This is a genomic window from Spartinivicinus ruber (assembly GCF_011009015.1).
GTDB classification, from domain to species: Bacteria; Pseudomonadota; Gammaproteobacteria; order Pseudomonadales; family Zooshikellaceae; genus Spartinivicinus; species Spartinivicinus ruber.
In genome coordinates this window covers 2,838,634-2,856,923 of sequence record NZ_CP048878.1, presented here as the reverse complement: position 1 = coordinate 2,856,923, position 18,290 = coordinate 2,838,634, and the positions used below count along the sequence as shown (strand labels likewise).

Genomic DNA, 18,290 nt, shown 5'->3' with positions numbered 1-18,290 from the left:
TAATAATCCAGCTTACTGACGATTTTTCAATAGTTTTCTATTGTCTAATAGCTCTTTGGCAAAGAGTCGACGATAATGTTGATACCAGTTACTTTGAAAGCGTTCCTCAGGGTCATACTTGAGTTTTTCCTGGAGAAAAGCTGGGAGCTGAGGAAAACAAGCCAATACCTGTTCACGACTGGCAAAGCGATGATAGGTCGGAAAATAACTACCCTGATATTTTATAGCGATATCAATTAATCCACATAATACTTTTCTACTTTTTGCCTTGCCTTCTATAGTATGGTCTGTGTGTACATTAAAAATAATACAAGCAAAATCTTCTTTAGCCCAGTTCAAAAATGACTCTTCATCACGTTGAATAAGCCGGACAGTCCCATAAATAATATCGGCTGCTGTTTTTCGTAAAAAATCTCTGGCGTCCGCCATAAACACAGTCAGTTTTGATTGCGGTACATAGAGTTCCGTTATCATCTCCGAACCACGACATTTAGCCCCTAGCTTTTGATCTAAAGCTTCATGATAGTCGTCCAGATAAATACTTAGCTGATGGGTATCTGACCAATATAACTGTCCTGATGATGCTAAGTAAAAATCACGAAACTGTTCAAAGGCTTTGGTTTTATCGGTATGGGCTAACTGCAATAACTCTTGCCACTGACTTTTGCTTAATCGCGTTTGATTTTTAGGAATAGGCATGTCCATTGGTACAGGTTTATAACAAGAAAATATCCCTGCTGTTAAAAACTCAGGTGACTGGGAATCAATTGCAAATTGAAAATCACCGTAAATATACCCTTGTTTAATTTTTTCATGAAGCAGAGGAATAAGCTGGTCAATGGTTGTAGCTTCCACAACTCTTCGTACTTTTTGCCTTTTTTTCAACTGGATGGTTACTTCTACGACAATGCCAAACAAACCATAACCGCCGATAACTTTACTAAATAAATCGTGATTTTCTGTGCGACTACAGTTGCACACGTTACCTTCTGCATCCACCAACTTAAAAGACACTACATCCTGGATAAACGGCTTCATTTGTAAACCTCGGCCATGAATATTGGCAGCGATAGCTCCTCCAATACTCAGCCGGTCTGCACCAGTTTGTTTTTGAGCAATTCCCCATATCACTCCAGTATCATGCTGTAGTATATGATACTGCCTGATTAAATCAGGCCATTGAATACCCGCTTCAACAGTAATTGTTCCTGCTGTAGAATCAAAATTAATCACCTGATTAAAATACTTCATATCCAGCAATAGCCCACCTGTTTTAAATTGCTGGCCTCCCATGGCATGATGCCCTCCCGCTACACAAATCAGTTGATTATGCTGCCGCGCTTGCTGTATCGCTTGTGTAACATCTTCTATAGTGGTTACCTGGATAACCTGTGTTACACAGGTTTGATTAAGTTTAGAGTGAACATCATTGACCCATTGGGGTTGATTGCATTGGTTAGTCAAGGAAATTAAGTTAGTTGTATTCTTTTTCATCACTTAACAACTTAGTAATTAAACACCTCTTTAAACTAGCAATCTCTTATCATATATTCGATACTTATATATGAAGTATTGTTTTTCGATACTTCATATCACCTATATTGAGACTAAGCTAAGGCAGTGACTCTTATGCAGCAAACCGAAGCCCTTATCACCGCACTCAAACGCCAACTCAAAGCCCGCGGTTTTCATTACACTGATGTAGCCCAAGCATTGGCTATTAGTGAGGCAAGTGTTAAACGGTTGTTTTCAGAGCGAAGCTTTTCACTGAAACGTTTAGAGGCCATTTGCCAATGGCTAGACATTTCCTTTTATGACCTGGCTAAACAGACATCCATGGCAGAATCAGATCGCTCAACCCAATTAACCTATGAGCAAGAACAAGCATTGGCCGATAATTCCTTATTATTAGTGTACTTTTATTTATTAATTAACGATTGGCCACCCCAAAAGATTGAAAAACACTACAATATTGCCCCGATTGAAAATATCAAATTGCTTACGACACTTGATAAATTGAAACTTATTGAATTGTTACCCAATAATAAGGTTCGCAGGCTCACTCACCGCCAAATAGACTGGCTTCCCAATGGCCCAATCCGAAAACAACATGAAGCTCAAGTTAAAGAAGAGTTTCTTAAAGCTTCTTTCTCCAATAACCTAAATGAATATTTTCAGTTTCATTTTGGCGAGTTGTCATCAGCGTCACGAAATTTGCTGTTTCGTAAACTTGAAAAATTAACAAAAGAATTTAATGATTTAGTGGAAGTTGACCTGCCTTTACCTAAAGAAGAAAAGACCAGCATTGGACTATTGACCGCCTCCCGTCCCTGGGTATTTTCAATGGTGAATCAGTTTAAGCGAGAAACCCATAATCATTAAAAACCACAAAAACCTTCTTAATAATTTTTTATTGTGTCTATACATAAGTCTAATCTATATTAGGCTTTTCCTAATAGTATTAGGCTCTTTATTGGCTATACAATTATAAATTTTACATTTCATGTCTGTCATTTTTATTCTTTACAGTTTTCTAACATATTCAGGAAGTCTTTTTAGCTCAATAAGTTAGGCGGTTTTCCTAATATCAACACAAGCATCCGAAACATTTCTATAACAAATATCACTTTTTTATTTAATCTTTCATGTTTACTATGTGACCTCTCTCAAATATTGGCGCATCCTAATAAATGGATTTTTTAAAACAGGAATAACTAAGGAATATAGAAAAGCCTACCTAGCTACCAATTAGTATGAGGTTGTAATATGAGCTGCTCATATAAATCACCATCGATAATAAAAAAATCACTAATAATTCCAACATTATTTTTTATTAATTTAGCCAGTGCTGAAACATGGGTCTACCTGGGCAATAACACAGATTACTCCGTTAATGTTAATACAACCAACACAGTCGGTAGTTTAGGCAGCGCCTATTGGACTAATAATTCAGGCAGCATCACTGCACGAAATGGCGATTTTCATAAAGTTACTAACCCAATAGCCAAATTTAATCGAAACGAAGGGCTTGGTTATAATAAAACATTTGAGTTTGATACCACTTTAACCATCCAATCAAAAACCGTCACTTTTACTACCTGGATCAAAAGTTGTTACTCTTGGCCATGCTCTGGTAGTTCCATAAAAACCAAAATAAAAGGGCCCAATGGTACACCGAATACAAGCTTAACCGATGACTATAGCCCTCATACCTTCACATTTACTTTAAATAATGGACAAACTATTCAAGCTCAGTATCGTCAATATAATACGGGTACGGGTGACGATCAGATATATTTGGTGCTCAACCAAGATCACCCTAATAACTATGTAGCATCTGGTGATATTGAAAAAGAAAATGTAATTGATGTCATCAATTACAATACCTGGATGCCAAGACATATGGCTAATGAAGCCAGTTATCGCAAGAACGAAATTCCTTTTCACCTCAAACCATTCGATATCATCGTGTTTGAAGAAGTATTCAATGATGAATATCGTAATGACATGCGTACTGCCTTAAATAACTCCCATCCCTTCTGGACAGGCCCTTTAAATCAACCCAACAATCAAAACTTTTCAGATGACGGTGGGGTTGCCATTTTAAGCAAATGGCCCATAGCAACAGACAGCCAAGGTAACGAAATCAAAGATGCTATTACCTACTCTCATTGTCCATGTGGTTTTAACAATGAGTATAAAGGGGCTTGGTATGTCAAAGTATTAAAACATGGGACGCCTTATCATATCTTTGGCACGCATACTGTGTGGGATTCTAGTCAAACGGCCAATATCGATACGATGGAGCAAATAACAGAATTAGGTGGATTTATTGCCCAGAAAAATATTCCCGCTAATGAAGCCGTCATCATCGCTGGCGATATGAATGTTTTTCAACATAAACCTATCTACAGTACAATGCTCGCTTCTCTCAATGCCCAAAATCCATCAAACCAGCCTGGAGCTGTACTAACCAATAGCCATGATGAAACCAGAAATGATGGCACTGAAGGTGGTACAGGTACGTTGGATTATGTACTTTATTCAAAAGCGCATAAACAACCTGTTTCCAGCTACGTTAAAGTCTTACCTTTGATGAGTCCTCAAACCAATGATAACAATGGTTATGGCGGCTATCTGCTAGGAGAGTATTTATCTGATCATTTTGCAAAACATGGCCACTTTGTATTTAATACAAGCAACAATGCGCCTAACTATGTAGAAATCAAATCAGTCAGTAATGCTAACTATACTTTTAGTTATCAAGGTGCAGGATACAGTGGTTGGGTAGGTATTTACAGAGAAGGTGATACCCCAGGACAACAATCTGCCTATACATGGAAATATACGTCAGGCACTAGCGGAAATCTGACGTTAAATGTAAGCACAACTGGAAAATATAAAGCTTATCTTTTTTATGATAATGGCTATAACCGCATCGCCGGGCCCATTTACTTCAACAAAATTTAATTTCACCTAGAGAGGAACAGCAATAGTTGTTCCTCTCTTTCATATTCATCACTATTAAAATCAGCTTTATTCCAAGTTTAACCTGCTACACTAGAAACTGATGGTAAATAGCTGCATATGTTACGAGCATTTCGATGAAAAAAATAATACTGATATTATTAATTGTGCTAATCGCCTTATCTATTGCTGGAGGAGTCTACTGGTTTTTCTTTAGCGCCAGCGCAACTTCGCAGAAAAAAATTGTAATCCTGTCAGACCCTATGCCACCTTGGCAATTTGTTGATGGGCCAGAAAATAAAGTGAATGGTATTAATGTCGATATCGCTTCAACAATTTTTAAAAAACTGGATATACCAGTCGAGTTTAAAGGGTTAAGATGGGAGCAAGTCTGGGAAAGAATAGAACAAGGGCAGGCAGAAGCAGCAATGTCTGTTTCTAGAAAAGATGCCAGAAAACCTTTTTTATGGTATCCAGAAGAAGACTTATGGCTTAGCGAATATGTTTTTTTTGCTAATAAAGGAACCAAAAAAAATGTCGCCGGTACTTACCAAGATGCCCATCAACTCTTTAATCGAATAGGGATACTCAAAGGATTTTCTTATAACAGTGAACTGTGGGAGCTATTCCCTTATAAAAATGGTAATACCTCCTATGATCAAGACGCCAAACGACGAGACTATAATGAAAGGCTAATCATCATGACCACCCCCAAAAGGTGCATGAAAAAACTAGCACTTAGGCAACTTGATGCATGCTTAATGGATAAGTCCGTTGGCTTATATGTCATAAAGGAAATTGGTGTTAAAGATAAAATTGAACCCTATAAGGCCGTTTTATTCTCCAAAGGCTATCCGATGCCTTTTATTAAGAAATCTAGTTATCCCGACCTAAAGAATGTTGCTACCCTCTTTGAAAAAGAGCTTAAAGCAATGAAAGCGAATGGTGAGTACGATAAAATCGTCAACCGCTGGCTTCATTAATTTCCAAGTTCAACTCACTGCTAATATTGCAATGAGTTGAACCCTTATCAGCCAACTAAGGAACATTCAAAAAATAATTTGAATTTTTTCTCTCCATTCATCCCACCAGGCTTTGTTGCAAACACTTGACAGAGTGCCCACTCTCCCTTCGATTTTGCACCTTGCCAGGTAGGTGCCTTGGGACTAAAGCTTTTCAAGTTATTTCCCATGCATTCCTAAAGCATAATAGCCGTTTCAAATTTGGGCCGGTTCAACGAAATGAGTGATCGAAACTTCCGCATATTGGCTTCAGTGTACAACACCCGCTGGATAAAGGCTTCATAAGCCTGCATATCAGGTACGACAACAACCAAAATAAAATCAACTTCTCCGGTTACCTGGTAACATTGGGTCACTTCCTCTGCAGCTAAGACCTTACGCTTAAACTGGTCATACAGGTCAGGTCGGTCCCGCTCTAATTCTACCTCTACAATTACATTAAGTTGGTAACCAACCTTCTTTGGGTCAAGTAATGCGACTTCAGCGTAGATAATCCCTGCTTCTCTCAGTCGGTTAACTCGCCTTAAACATGCCGGCGGTGACAGACCAACCTGATCAGCTAAAACCACATTACTGATACTGCTATCCTGCTGAAGAATATTCAAAATATGTCGATCAATCCGATCTAGCTCACTCATAGTTACTCAGCATCTCAACTGGATAATAAACAACCAAAGCTTATATAAAATATTATTTCATATAATATTAACTATAAAACATAAAGTTAAACAAAATATTTTGATTATTAAATTTTAGATATATTTAAGATTATATATTCGAATATTATTTCTTTAAGCCTCGTTATCATAGACCACCTTATTAACCTTCCAGATGTGAGAAATTGAAATGGTTATCAATCCCGTAGTGTTATTTTTCAGGGAACTCGTCACTGACATTTATGACGTCACCAGCACCTTATTTAAGGTAATGATTCCCACCACACTATTGGTCAAAGCCTTAGATGAACTGGGTGGTACTGTCTATTTAAGCTATTTGCTAGCCCCTATCATGGAGTGGGTCGGTTTGCCTGAATCTATGGGATTGGTTTGGGCAACCACCTTATTAACTAACATTTATACTGGCATGCTAGTTTTTTTCCTGGAAGCTCAGCAACACACCTTTACTGTCGCAGATATCACTGTGCTTGGCAGCATGTTATTGATTGCCCATTCACTGCCAGTGGAAGCGAGAGTGGCACAGCTAGCTGGAATACGGCTTGGGTTCACTTTAGTTCTGCGTATTGCTGGGGCACTACTGTTTGGCTGGCTATTGCATCAACTGTTTAGTTACGGTGGATGGCTACAACAACCCAACCAACTCCCCTGGCAACCGACCCAAACAAACCAGAGCTTAGGTGCCTGGCTAATCAGTTTTAGTCAAAGCCTGGGAATGGTGATTGTGATCATCAGTGCTTTAATAACATTATTAAAAGTCTTTAAGTTACTACACATTGAACAGCTCTTAATCTGGCTGTTAAGTCCGTTATTACGTTGGTTAGGAATCAATGTAAAAGCCACTTCTATTATTATTGTGGGGACTTTATTAGGACTTAGCTATGGTGGTGGTTTATTAATCAAGGAAGCTAACACGGGTGAATTAACCAAACAAGATATGCTGGTTACCATGGCATTTCTTGGTTTATTTCATAGTGTCATTGAAGACACCTTATTAATACTACTCCTCGGTGCCCATCTATCTGGTGTGTTATGGCTACGCTTGGCATTTGCCATTATGGTTACTTTATTAATTACTTACTGGCTTCGTCGATCCCGCAATCAGGAAATACAACGTCTTTTGTTTACCTCTTCAGCTAATGATCAAGCAACAAGCGTCACTGTTCATGCGGGTAACTAAACCTGCACCCACAAATCAATTCTGCTCAATTGTTGTGGCGCATTCTGTTAAGTAGAATGCACCACTCCCCCCAACATCTATAAAAGAATAGAAAATAAGTCTAGTGTCTGATATGGAGCAACCTGTTACCCCATATATCCACAGGCTTTTGCCATGCCTGTCAATGTAACACAGCTGTTTTTGTAGCTAAACTAGATACTCAAAAACCACAACAACTAAAAAATTTTGCGAAAACTCAATTTTCTGCTTCCCCTCAAGGGGCAAGATGTAGAAAATGCGCAAATTATTTAGCGATCAGGTTAGGGTTCGATTAATGACGCCGTATGTTAACGACTCAACTGGGAAAGCCACTGATAATGTGCCTACCCAAAATGCTTCCGAGTGGACTGCAGCCGACAGTGCCCAACTTTATGGTACCAGTCATTGGGGAGCTGGTTATTTTGATGTATCAGCCAAAGGTGATGCCTTAGTCACCATAGACTTCAATGGTAGTGGCAAAGTATCTGTACCCATTATTGAGCTTGTTAAGGGTATGCAAGAGCGTGGTCTGGATATGCCTGCAGTACTGCGGATTGAAAACCTGCTGGACCACCGAATTAAACAACTAAATGAAGCATTTGGCCGGGCAATCAAAGAGTGCGGCTATCGTAACCACTACCGTGGTGTTTTCCCTATTAAAGTTAACCAGCAGTGTCATGTTATTGAAGAGATCGCGACCTTTGGCGGCAGTTATCATCATGGCCTAGAAGCGGGAAGTAAAGCAGAACTGATTATTGCCTTATCCCAGTTGCAAGACCACGAGAGTTTTATTGTCTGTAACGGTTATAAAGATGCGGAGTTCATTGAGCTGGGTCTGTATGCCAAACAAATGGGCATTCGAACTTTCTTTGTGGTTGAAACCCCTGCTGAGCTGCCAATTATTATTGAACGTAGTAAGGCATTAGGAATTGAACCATTAATTGGCGTTCGTATCCGACTATCTGTCACTGTTGAAGGACACTGGGAACAGGACAGTGGTGATCGCTCCATTTTTGGCTTATCGACATATGCTCTGCTGGATGTGGTAGAACAATTGAAGTCAGCTAATATGCTTCATTGCCTGCAGTTGTTGCACTGCCATTTGGGCTCACAAATCCCGAATATTCGCAACATCCGTACTGGGGTACTGGAAGCCTGCCGTTACTACAGTGGGCTGGTGGCAGAAGGCGCTCCCATGGGTTATCTGGATATGGGAGGCGGCCTGGCTGTTGATTATGAAGGCTCCTGCTCGAATAGTACCCATAGTATGAATTACAAACTTGATGAGTACTGTGTGGATATTGTTGAAACCATTCGGGAAAACCTTGACCCTTTAAATATTGAACACCCAGTCATTATCACTGAATCTGGCCGAGCAACTGTGGCTTACTCCTCCATGCTGCTGTTTAATATTCTAGATGTAAGGGATCACCAGCCAGCCCAACTACCTGAGGCACTACCTGAAAACAGCCATGAACAATTGCATAACCTGTGGTATGTCAAAGAAAATATCCAACTGAAAAAGTTTCAGGAAAGTTATAACGACTGTTTGTATTACCGGGATGAAGTGAGAGAGTTATTCCGTCGGGGTCAAATCAACTTACGTGAACGTGCTTTAGCAGAAAACATCGCGTTGGCGATTTTTGAAGAAATTGCTTTACTTCTTCCCCAGGTAGATAGAATTCCAACCGAGTTGGAAAACCTGCCTACATTATTGTCTGATATTTATTATGGCAATTTCAGTTTATTCCAATCACTCCCGGATATTTGGGCTATTGATCAGACCTTTCCGATTATGCCTATTCATCGTCTTGATGAAGAGCCAACTCGAGAAGCCATTTTAGCGGATATTACTTGTGACTGTGATGGTAAAATTGATCAATTCACGACACCTGACGGCGTTCGAGCTACCCTACCACTACATCCCAAGCGAAAAAATGAAGAGTACTATTTAGGGGTCTTTTTGGTAGGGGCTTATCAAGAAACGTTAGGGGATTTACATAACCTGTTTGGTGATACCAATGTAGTTAGTGTGCGAATTAATGCTGATGGCAGCTATAATTTTGTGCGCGAGTTTCACGGTGACAGTATTGCTGATGTACTTAGCTATGTGGAATATGACCCTAAGATTATGCATGAGCAAATGCGGCGCAGTGCTGAATCAGCAGTTCGTGAGGGTAAAATTACCGTTAATATGCGTCAGCAGATTTTAAAAGCCTTCCGGGAAAGCCTACGTGGCTATACCTACTTTGAACGTTAATAAGAGGAAAAAAATGTCAAAAGTTTTAATTATTGGTGCCGGTGGTGTGGGTGGTGTGGTTACCCATAAATGTGCTCAACTACCTGAAGTATTTAAAGAAATTACTTTAGCCAGTCGTACTGAAGCAAAATGTAAGGCAATTGCTGCCCAGTTAAACCGCCCGATTAAAACTGCCCAAGTCGACGCTGATAATGTCCCAGAACTCGTGGCACTGTTAAAACAGGAAAAGCCAAACCTGGTAATTAACGTTGCACTTCCTTACCAAGACTTAACGATTATGGACGCCTGTTTAGAAGTGGGTGTTCATTATCTGGATACCGCCAATTACGAGCCACTGGATACGGCTAAATTTGAATACAAATGGCAGTGGGCTTATCAAGAAAAATTTGAAAAAGCCGGTTTAACGGCATTATTAGGCAGTGGCTTTGACCCAGGCGCTACTAACGTTTTTACAGCCTATTTAGCGAAGCATTACCTAGATGAAATTCATGAGCTGGATATTATCGATGTCAATGGTGGCGATCATGGCTATCCTTTTGCAACTAACTTCAGCCCTGAAATTAATATTCGTGAAGTCACTGCCGAGTGTCGCCACTGGGAAAACGGCAAGTTTGTCACTACCCCAGCCATGTCGAAAAAAGCTCGCTTTACCTGCCCGGATGGTGTCGGTGAGTACAACATTTACCGTATGTACCATGAAGAATTAGAGTCATTAGCCAAACATTTCCCTACCTTAAAACGGGCACAGTTTTGGATGAGTTTCTCTGACAATTACCTCAAGCATTTAGAAGTGTTAGGAAACGTAGGAATGACCAGCATTGAGCCGATTGAATATAACGGCCAACAGATTGTACCTATTCAATTACTTGCGAAATTACTGCCTGACCCCTCCAGCTTAGGCCCTCGTACCAAAGGCAAGACCTGTATTGGATGTGTGGCACGCGGTATCAAAGATGGTAAAGAGAAAGTCGTCTACATCTATAACATCTGTGATCACCAGTCCTGTTATCAGGAAGTGCAATCCCAAGCAATTTCTTACACAACAGGTGTACCAGCCATGATTGGCGCCAAAATGATGCTTGAAGGCAAGTGGCTAAAACCTGGGGTTTGGAATATGGAGCAGTTTGACCCTGATCCATTCTTAGCCGATATGAACGAACATGGTTTACCTTGGAAAGTCATTGAGCTCGATAACTTCAGCCTGGATCAATAAGCCATGCAGTTTACTGACTTCAGCCAACTGGATCTAAGCCGTCTCCCCTCCCCTTGTTTTGTGGTGGATGAAGTCGCTATTGAGCGTAACCTGGTCATCCTGAAACAGGTGGCTGATCAGAGTGGGGCCAAAGTTTTAGCTGCACTCAAAGCCTTTTCTATGTGGAGCCTGGCCCCTTTAACTGCAAAGTATTTAAGTGGCACCTGTGCCAGCGGCTTACATGAAGCGCGATTAGGACATGAGGAATATGGTGGTGAAGTCCATGTATTTTCGGCTGCCTATAGTGAAACAGATTTAACGGAATTACTGGAATTCGCCCACCATATTATTTTTAACTCTTGCAGCCAGTGGCAACGCTTTCAACCGTTAGTTCAGGCAGCCAAAGCCAAGCGCCCAGAACTGCAATTTGGCTTGCGGATTAACCCAGAACATTCAGAAGGCACAGTCCCCATTTATGATCCCTGTGCCCCCGGCTCACGTTTAGGCATTCCATTATCTGAACTGGATGAATCATTGTTAGACGGCATTACTGGTTTGCACTTTCATACGTTGTGTGAACAAGACTTTAGCCCATTGGCCCGAACCCTAGATGCAGTGGAAGCCAAGTTCGGCCATTTATTGCCAAGCATGGAATGGGTTAATTTTGGTGGTGGCCATCATATTACCCGCCCGGATTACCAGGTAAATGAACTGATTGAACGGATTAAAGCCTTTAGGCAAAAATATGATGTACAGGTGTATCTTGAACCTGGTGAAGCGGTGGCAATCGGCACAGGCGTTTTAAGTTGTGAAGTACTGGATATTACCTGGAACCAGCTAGACCAGGCAATTCTGGATACCTCAGCAACCTGCCATATGCCAGATACCCTGGAAATGCCCTATCGACCGGATATCTTAGGTGCCGGCAAGCCCGATGAACTGGCCCACACCTATCGTTTGGGAGGGCTCACCTGCCTGGCTGGAGATGTGATCGGTGACTACAGTTTTACCAAGCCTTTGACAGCTGGGCAACGGCTCCTGTTTGAAGACATGGCACACTACACCATGGTTAAAACTACTACCTTTAATGGTACCAAACTACCTGCATTGGCAGTGTGGAACTCAAAAACTGATGAGTTGAAAATTATCAAAACTTTTAGTTACGAAAACTTTAAAAATCGGCTGTCATAAATAATATAACGATTTTTTGTACTCCTCCTTTGATAGAGAGGAGGTTTTCGCTCAGCTAATCATTGTGGAATAACAGGGTATGAAGAATAACCTGTTATTCCATATGGAACTCTTAATTAATTATCTGTTCCCTTTTGCTACACCCTTTACAGGTATAAAGTCCAGCTGTGAGTTACTAGTAATGAATGAACCAACCAGTGATTACCCTATTTTTCTAGGCTCTGAAATTGAACAACCAGCACCTGAAGAAGCTCGCTTTCATGTGCTGCCAGTACCCTATGAAAAAACCGTTTCCTATGGTGGTGGCACCTATTTAGGTCCTTCTGCTATTTTAAAAGCGTCCTGGCAATTAGAAGAATGGGACGGTAAAAGCAAACCCTGTGAACAAGGGGTGTTTACGTGCGAGCCGGTTGACTGCTCAGTTTCTTCTGATCAAGTGATTGAGAATATTGCCGCGGCTACAGCCCATATTGTTAAACAAGGGGCTATGCCCGTAGTACTAGGTGGTGAGCACACTGTTACTTATGGTGTTATCAAAGGCTTAAAAGCCGCAGGTGTTGATGATTTTGGTATAGTCCAAATTGATGCCCATGCAGATTTACGGGATGCCTACGAAGGCGACCCACTAAGCCATGCCTCAGTCATGAAACGCTGTGTTGATATGGGTATTCCACTCTATCAGCTCGGTATTCGTGCCTATTGTGAAGAAGAAATGTCCATTCGTCAGCAGCATGGTGTCTACTTTCAAGATGCTGATGAGCTAGTCCCCCAAAACCTGCAAACCATTAAGCTACCTGCTGATTTTCCTAGCAAAGTATTTTTTACCCTGGATATTGATGGTATGGACCCCTCTGTATTCCCATCAACAGGTACCCCAGTTCCCGGTGGTTTAGGCTGGTATCAAACCCTTAATTTGTTTGAATCTGTGGCTAAGCAGCGGAAGATTATTGGTTTTGATATCATGGAGTTTGCTCCTATCGAAGGCTTCCACGCATACGACTTTGCTGCTTCTTTATTAACTTATAAGTTAATGGGTATCGTTCAGCGAACTAAACTTAACGACCATTAATTTCAAACCTCCCCTTTCCAATGAGGGTGTCGTAAATGGATGCCCACAGTAGTTTTGCGACACCCTCATACGAAAGGGAAGACTGCTCATAAGCCATGCCAAAATGCTTCATCACTTCTTAACAGACTGCAAAACCACACATCGTTATACTAACTATTCAAATAGTCAGTAGCAGCTAATTTAGCCCCTTAACCTATGGATAGTATTCTCTTTACCGGCACCCATCGTGCTCCCCGCAAGACCACAAAGTGGCATGCTGCACTCAAAGTTAAAGGTAACATTATTGCAGTAAAAATTCTGAACATTTCAGCGCAAGGGGCATTAATTAACTCCAACTATAATCTAATCAAAAATGAACTCATTGCTTTAATGATAAACGCTAAATACGATAAAAATAGGTTGATTATCTATACACGGGCTTTAGTTAGGCACTCCACAATAAGAAAAAATAACTTCTATCTTGGCCTGCAATTTATTGAGATTGCCAGACCACATCAACAATTTATCACAAACTATATTGACTATAATGAGGCCGGTTTCTAGGCCTTTTTATGCTGCCTTCGTTTTCGCTATAAACCCTATAAATGAACAAGGTGTTATATTTTTTTCTTTTTAAATAACATAACACTATTACATGATAAAACTTCATTGATCTTTCAGAAAGTTTATTGTGGGTTATGACAGCATTTTTTCGCTTTTGCTTTCATCCTTGGCAAGCTGTACTAGACTGAGAATTAACCCCATAGCTGGTAACGGGTCGGTTATGGGAAGCGGTTTTTTAACTAACCGTGTTGGGGTGAGAGTAATAACAAAGCTTGATAGGCAGTAACTAATTCCAGGTAGTCCTATGATTCCAAAAAGTATTCGTGCCCGCTTTATTTTACTATTTGTAGCTGTAGTTTCCGTCGTGCTGTTTGTATTTGGCTACTACAACTACAGCTCTGCAAAAGCTAGCCTGGAAGAAGAGTTAAATACCCAAGCCGAAAACGCCACTAAACGGTTATCTGTTAGTTTACCTGGCCCCATCTGGAATTATGAGCCTGAGTTTATCAACAGTAATGTTACCTCTGAAATGCAGGCAGCCAAGTTTATTGCAGGTATTCAAGTTAAGTCTAAAAGTGACGTATTGGCACTATTTGGTAGAGATGAAGAACGTAAAGTTGTTAAAGCGAAAGCAGCACCTGATAATTATTCCAGCACAATAGAAAAAGAGCTGATTTTTGATGATGATGGTGACCAGCAGAATGTGGGAACTGTTGTTATGTATATTGACGACTCATTCGTCAAAGCCAAATTAAAAGAAAACCTCATCATCCAAATTGTCCAAGGGCTGGTTTTAGATACACTAATTGCTTGTTTAATCATGGTTATAGTTAGTCGAATAGTTATTACACCATTACGTAATGTCACTGATGCGATTAACGACATCGCCGGTGGTGGCGGTGATTTAACTCAGCGTTTGGAAACTAAGAGTGCCACAGAAGTCAGTGAGTTAGCGACTGGCTTTAATGCCTTTGTTGCCAAATTACAGGCTATTATTCGAGAGTTAAGCCATGTTTCGGTGCAGTTACTTTCTTCTTCTCAAGACAGTGGCAATATTATCAATGAACAAACCGAAGGCATTTTAAGCCAACAAACAAAAATTGATATGGTGGCCACAGCCACCTCAGAAATGTCTCAATCGATCAGTTCAGTAGCGGATAACGCAAATTCTGCATCTGAATCTGCTCAAGATGCCAATAATAAGGCTTCAGAAGGTACACATGTGGTGAACCAAGCTGTTAATGCTATTCAGTCATTAGCCGATGAAATCACTGCTGTTACCCATGCCACCCAACAGTTAATTACTGAAGGCGAAAATATTGGTACTGTATTAGATGTCATTAAAAGCATTTCTGAACAAACCAATTTACTTGCACTTAATGCTGCGATTGAAGCAGCACGCGCCGGTGAAGCAGGAAGAGGGTTTGCGGTAGTCGCTGATGAGGTACGTACGCTGGCACAAAAAACCAATGAGTCTACTGATGAAATACACCAAAGCATTTTAAATTTACGGTCTTGTAGCGAAACCGTAGAAAAAGGCATTGTCAATCTGGAGCATCACGCTAATAGTGGGGTAGAAAAAGTAACCGAAGCCGGTTCTGCTATTGCCAAAATATTAGATGCAGTGAATACCATCACTGAAATGAACTCTCATATTGCTGAAGCATCTCAAGAGCAGAGCCAGGTTATCAGCGAAATTAATGAAAACATTGTTAACATAGCAGTGGTGGCAGAAGAAACCGTAGAACGCTCTAAAGAAACGCTCAGTAAAAGTAATGAAGTTGAAGGGCTGGCAAACCAGGTCCAAGCCGTGGTGGGCCGATTTAAAATTTAATCCACTTTATTATTTTTAACTTCAGCTTCTCTTTCATACTCTGTCATTTTACACATAATATGTTTTATTCGTTAATTTAACCTTTTTCCCTAACCAGAAATTCTGCTCATTGGTTTAATTCAGCATTTAAAAAATATCCCTGGTTAAAAAAAACCAACAAAAAGCCATGGATTTTTCCTCTGTCCATATAACGCCAAGCTTGCTGGGCTGAGGTATTTTTAGAGTTTATGATGACTTCCACAACCTTGTAACAGATCATACTGGTACAAGGCTGTTGTTAGGACTACTGAGCCTTCTGACTTTTACCATCTGGATAATAAACCAATTACTCAGTTTATTTATTAGCCGCTGATACTTTACCAGCCTCCACCACCGCCGCCTCCTCCGCCACCACCAGAGAAGCCTCCACCGGACGATCCAGAGCCAGAGCCAGAGCTGGAGCCTGGCGGAGTAGATGAGGATGAGATGTTAGATGAGAGGCTTGATCCCAGCGCATTGATCGATGAAACCATGTTAGCTGCGCTAACATGGTTGGTTGAAGTGTACCAGCCACGCTGCGGCAGCTCATCTGACTGCTCCATTGCGGCGAGCACTCCTTTGAAATGATCTGCCCAAGTACTTGCGCAACCCAGTGCGACAGCATAAGGCAGGAATTTTTCGAATTCCTCGAAGGTCTGTGGTGGTTCTTTCTGCCTTTCGAGGTCTTGCCGCTCAGCAACACCAAGATACAGCTTCAGGCCTTCGATTTCGTCCATGATCTTACGACCGCGAAGTGTTGGTGCCTTCATGATGATTGAAAAGACGGTGTTGATGATCAACAGAAGTCCCACAATAACGAACGCAGCAAATGACGGGAATGCACCCAGTAAAGCCATCAGGATGACAACAACCACGGAGCTACCCCAACCCAGCACAAGATAGTTGCTATTCAAAATGAAGTATTTCTTGTTGAAATCCTTCTCTAGCCAACGTTTATGAGCGCTTAACACCGACTGGATAATCTTATGATCTTGCTTGTCGAAACTGAAGCTCTTGCGTTGGCCAAGTAGGCGACGCAGAATAATCGATTCACCTGGCGCCAGTTTGGCATCGCTCTCGGTACGGTGGACGGTGAACGTTTTGGAGAATAAGAAGCCCCCCTTTTGTTCAATACGGATGTATCCCTTGACGGCCAGATTGACCAATGCCGCTGCCAGACAGGTCGTGTCATAGCCCATCCGCAGGATGTAGCGCAGTGAAGCTGGCGAATAGCCACCGGGTGCCTCGTAGCGCGGGATGATGATACCTTTTTCCGGATCCTTGCCAACTCGCTGCCAGGCGCGGAAATAGAACATGAACAAGCCAGCTGGCAACACTAAGCCCAGCAAAACCCATAAGTTATCACTGAAGAATCGTAGTGCTCGGTCAGCTGCCGTCGGTTCATCGACGATACCCTTCGGAAAACCGACAGCGATGGTCAGCCCTTGGTATGCGTCGAGTGGCCGGGTTGTCTCGAAGCGAACCTGATGAGGACTGGTGATCTCGACCTTTGCATTGTTGGCAGTACTGCCTTGGGGGCCTGTATAGCTGGCGGTTTGTAGATGCTCTCTGGCTACCTGCGTTGGGAGCGTCACGGTTGCCGATGCCTTGAGGATTGGGAAGACCCAACCGTTACCTGTGACGTTGAAATACAACTCATCAAAGGCTTCAAAAAAACCAAGCTGAAAGGTAGTACGGTATTTTAGCTTGTAGGTGTGTGTCCCATCCGGGAGCATCTGGTCAGGCGAACCAATGTAAACTCGGGTGCCATTAGGCATACTTTCGACATGCCGTGCTTCGTTTTCATTGTCGCGAAGTACACCGAGCACCTCAAAACCGACATTGACATTGTGACCGTAGCGGTCTTTATACTTGGTCGGAAAGTCCCGATAGATACCACGACGAATTTGGTTGCCTTCCGCATTGACGGTGATAGTTTCGGTAACGATCAGGTCGCCGGACTGTTTAATCTGTATGGCTGAATCAAAGCTGAGTATTTCTTCCGCAGCCTGTGCGCTTGGAAGGAGTATCAGAACGATAAAAGTGAGTAGGGCGAACCAGCGGACTACTCCGATGCGGCGCAGCTGTTCACCCTTCATGACAGATCCCCAACATTGATTGCCCCCCTGCTCTCTGCTTCAGCCTGGAAGAACTCAGCTGCCTTAAATCCAAGCGGCCCAGCTAGCAGGCGATCTGGCACCCGCTCAATGCGAATATTGAAGTCCCGCACGGCACCGTTGTAGAACCGGCGCGAAAACTGCAGGTGGTCTTCAATATTGACCAAGTTATCACTCAAATCGCGGAAATTTTCACCGGCTTTTAGGTCTGGATAGTCTTCAGCAATGACCATCAGCTGATGTATAGTCCTCTCCAGAATCGTTTCAATGCCTGCTTTTTCGCTAAGTGTTGCAGCACGGACGGCTGCGTCACGTTGCTGGACAACCGCTTGCAGCGTATCGCGTTCATGTTTCACGTAGGCCCTGACAATTTCAACCAGTTGCGGGACCAGGTCGTGACGTCGCTGCAGTTGTACATCAATATCAGCCCAGGCCGCTGCCACCAGATTGCGAGCTTTGATCAGTCCATTAAAAATCAAGATGACATAAATGAACACAATCACAATGCAGCCCATGAAAACCCAGCTACTACTCACCCGTTTTCCTCCATAGCCACAATTACACTCCGTGCCCTTACATTGCCGGCACGCATCAATACATTATGGTCCCTTGCACCACTCCGCACGATTTGATGACCTCAAAGTCTGGGTATAGAGAAAATTATAGGAAAAATAAGAAATTAGTCTTAATAAACTAGCTCTGACT

At 41.9% G+C, this 18,290-nt stretch carries 14 protein-coding genes; 10 read left to right on the top strand and 4 right to left on the bottom strand.

Annotated features, from left to right (window positions below; translation table 11 throughout):
- Nucleotides 1-12: 12 nt before the first annotated feature.
- Nucleotides 13-1,494, bottom strand: coding sequence for an FAD-binding oxidoreductase (locus G4Y78_RS13555; RefSeq protein ID WP_163833525.1), 1,482 nt, complete (start codon nucleotides 1,492-1,494; stop codon nucleotides 13-15).
- Nucleotides 1,495-1,629: 135 nt separating this feature from the next.
- Here G4Y78_RS13555 and G4Y78_RS13550 point away from each other — a divergent pair, with 135 nt between their 5' ends.
- The 3 genes from G4Y78_RS13550 (at nucleotide 1,630) to G4Y78_RS13540 (ending at nucleotide 5,450) form a co-directional block, all read left to right on the top strand.
- Nucleotides 1,630-2,382 (top strand): helix-turn-helix domain-containing protein, encoded by a 753-nt coding sequence (locus tag G4Y78_RS13550; protein WP_163833524.1) that lies wholly within the window; start codon nucleotides 1,630-1,632, stop codon nucleotides 2,380-2,382.
- Between the two features lie 384 nt (nucleotides 2,383-2,766).
- A complete protein-coding gene (locus G4Y78_RS13545) occupies nucleotides 2,767-4,470 on the top strand; it encodes a sphingomyelin phosphodiesterase (protein ID WP_163833523.1) in 1,704 nt (567 codons plus the stop codon).
- A gap of 134 nt (nucleotides 4,471-4,604) precedes the next feature.
- Entirely contained in the window at nucleotides 4,605-5,450 is an 846-nt protein-coding gene (locus tag G4Y78_RS13540; protein WP_163833522.1) for a substrate-binding periplasmic protein, read from the top strand.
- Nucleotides 5,451-5,665: 215 nt separating this feature from the next.
- Here the strand turns inward: G4Y78_RS13540 and G4Y78_RS13535 are convergent, their stop codons facing one another.
- A complete protein-coding gene (locus G4Y78_RS13535; RefSeq protein WP_163833521.1) occupies nucleotides 5,666-6,127 on the bottom strand; it encodes an Lrp/AsnC family transcriptional regulator in 462 nt (153 codons plus the stop codon).
- Between the two features lie 208 nt (nucleotides 6,128-6,335).
- On the opposite strand from G4Y78_RS13535, the gene G4Y78_RS13530 reads away from it, so the two are divergent.
- From G4Y78_RS13530 to G4Y78_RS13500, 7 genes are all read left to right on the top strand, one after another.
- Entirely contained in the window at nucleotides 6,336-7,343 is a 1,008-nt protein-coding gene (locus tag G4Y78_RS13530; protein WP_163833520.1) for a hypothetical protein, read from the top strand.
- A gap of 274 nt (nucleotides 7,344-7,617) precedes the next feature.
- Nucleotides 7,618-9,621, top strand: coding sequence for a biosynthetic arginine decarboxylase (gene speA, locus G4Y78_RS13525; RefSeq protein WP_230425734.1), 2,004 nt, complete (start codon nucleotides 7,618-7,620; stop codon nucleotides 9,619-9,621).
- Between the two features lie 13 nt (nucleotides 9,622-9,634).
- Nucleotides 9,635-10,834, top strand: a complete 1,200-nt coding sequence (locus G4Y78_RS13520; protein WP_163833519.1) for a saccharopine dehydrogenase family protein — start codon at nucleotides 9,635-9,637, stop codon at nucleotides 10,832-10,834.
- A gap of 3 nt (nucleotides 10,835-10,837) precedes the next feature.
- Entirely contained in the window at nucleotides 10,838-12,004 is a 1,167-nt protein-coding gene (nspC, locus tag G4Y78_RS13515; RefSeq protein WP_163833518.1) for a carboxynorspermidine decarboxylase, read from the top strand.
- 79 nt (nucleotides 12,005-12,083) lie between these two features.
- Nucleotides 12,084-13,073 (top strand): agmatinase, encoded by a 990-nt coding sequence (gene speB, locus G4Y78_RS13510; RefSeq protein ID WP_230425733.1) that lies wholly within the window; start codon nucleotides 12,084-12,086, stop codon nucleotides 13,071-13,073.
- Nucleotides 13,074-13,268: 195 nt separating this feature from the next.
- The gene (locus G4Y78_RS13505) at nucleotides 13,269-13,616 is read left to right on the top strand and encodes a PilZ domain-containing protein (protein ID WP_163833516.1); all 348 of its coding nucleotides are present in this window, start codon (nucleotides 13,269-13,271) and stop codon (nucleotides 13,614-13,616) included.
- A gap of 304 nt (nucleotides 13,617-13,920) precedes the next feature.
- Entirely contained in the window at nucleotides 13,921-15,450 is a 1,530-nt protein-coding gene (locus G4Y78_RS13500; protein ID WP_163833515.1) for a methyl-accepting chemotaxis protein, read from the top strand.
- 356 nt (nucleotides 15,451-15,806) lie between these two features.
- Here G4Y78_RS13500 and G4Y78_RS30650 read toward each other — a convergent pair whose 3' ends face one another.
- Together G4Y78_RS30650 and G4Y78_RS13490 are read right to left on the bottom strand one after the other, a co-directional pair.
- Nucleotides 15,807-17,567 carry a DUF2207 domain-containing protein gene (locus G4Y78_RS30650; protein WP_178124461.1) on the bottom strand — a complete coding sequence of 587 codons (1,761 nt, stop codon included), beginning with the start codon at nucleotides 17,565-17,567 and terminating at the stop codon, nucleotides 15,807-15,809.
- The gene (locus tag G4Y78_RS13490) at nucleotides 17,564-18,100 is read right to left on the bottom strand and encodes a LemA family protein (protein WP_222937701.1); all 537 of its coding nucleotides are present in this window, start codon (nucleotides 18,098-18,100) and stop codon (nucleotides 17,564-17,566) included. Before G4Y78_RS13490 ends, G4Y78_RS30650 begins: the two co-directional genes overlap by 4 nt.
- Nucleotides 18,101-18,290 lie beyond the last annotated feature (190 nt).

What these genes read in the sequence shown, in the direction of transcription:
- G4Y78_RS13530 (WP_163833520.1), top strand. Translation starts at nt 6,336, where the DNA reads ATGGTTATCAATCCCGTAGTGTTATTTTTCAGGGAACTCGTCACTGAC.
- G4Y78_RS30650 (WP_178124461.1), bottom strand. Translation starts at nt 17,567, where the DNA reads ATGAAGGGTGAACAGCTGCGCCGCATCGGAGTAGTCCGCTGGTTCGCC.
- G4Y78_RS13500 (WP_163833515.1), top strand. Translation starts at nt 13,921, where the DNA reads ATGATTCCAAAAAGTATTCGTGCCCGCTTTATTTTACTATTTGTAGCT.
- G4Y78_RS13540 (WP_163833522.1), top strand. Translation starts at nt 4,605, where the DNA reads ATGAAAAAAATAATACTGATATTATTAATTGTGCTAATCGCCTTATCT.
- nspC (WP_163833518.1), top strand. Translation starts at nt 10,838, where the DNA reads ATGCAGTTTACTGACTTCAGCCAACTGGATCTAAGCCGTCTCCCCTCC.
- G4Y78_RS13555 (WP_163833525.1), bottom strand. Translation starts at nt 1,494, where the DNA reads ATGAAAAAGAATACAACTAACTTAATTTCCTTGACTAACCAATGCAAT.
- speA (WP_230425734.1), top strand. Translation starts at nt 7,618, where the DNA reads ATGCGCAAATTATTTAGCGATCAGGTTAGGGTTCGATTAATGACGCCG.
- G4Y78_RS13505 (WP_163833516.1), top strand. Translation starts at nt 13,269, where the DNA reads ATGGATAGTATTCTCTTTACCGGCACCCATCGTGCTCCCCGCAAGACC.
- speB (WP_230425733.1), top strand. Translation starts at nt 12,084, where the DNA reads ATGAAGAATAACCTGTTATTCCATATGGAACTCTTAATTAATTATCTG.
- G4Y78_RS13535 (WP_163833521.1), bottom strand. Translation starts at nt 6,127, where the DNA reads ATGAGTGAGCTAGATCGGATTGATCGACATATTTTGAATATTCTTCAG.
- G4Y78_RS13550 (WP_163833524.1), top strand. Translation starts at nt 1,630, where the DNA reads ATGCAGCAAACCGAAGCCCTTATCACCGCACTCAAACGCCAACTCAAA.
- G4Y78_RS13545 (WP_163833523.1), top strand. Translation starts at nt 2,767, where the DNA reads ATGAGCTGCTCATATAAATCACCATCGATAATAAAAAAATCACTAATA.
- G4Y78_RS13490 (WP_222937701.1), bottom strand. Translation starts at nt 18,100, where the DNA reads ATGGGCTGCATTGTGATTGTGTTCATTTATGTCATCTTGATTTTTAAT.
- G4Y78_RS13520 (WP_163833519.1), top strand. Translation starts at nt 9,635, where the DNA reads ATGTCAAAAGTTTTAATTATTGGTGCCGGTGGTGTGGGTGGTGTGGTT.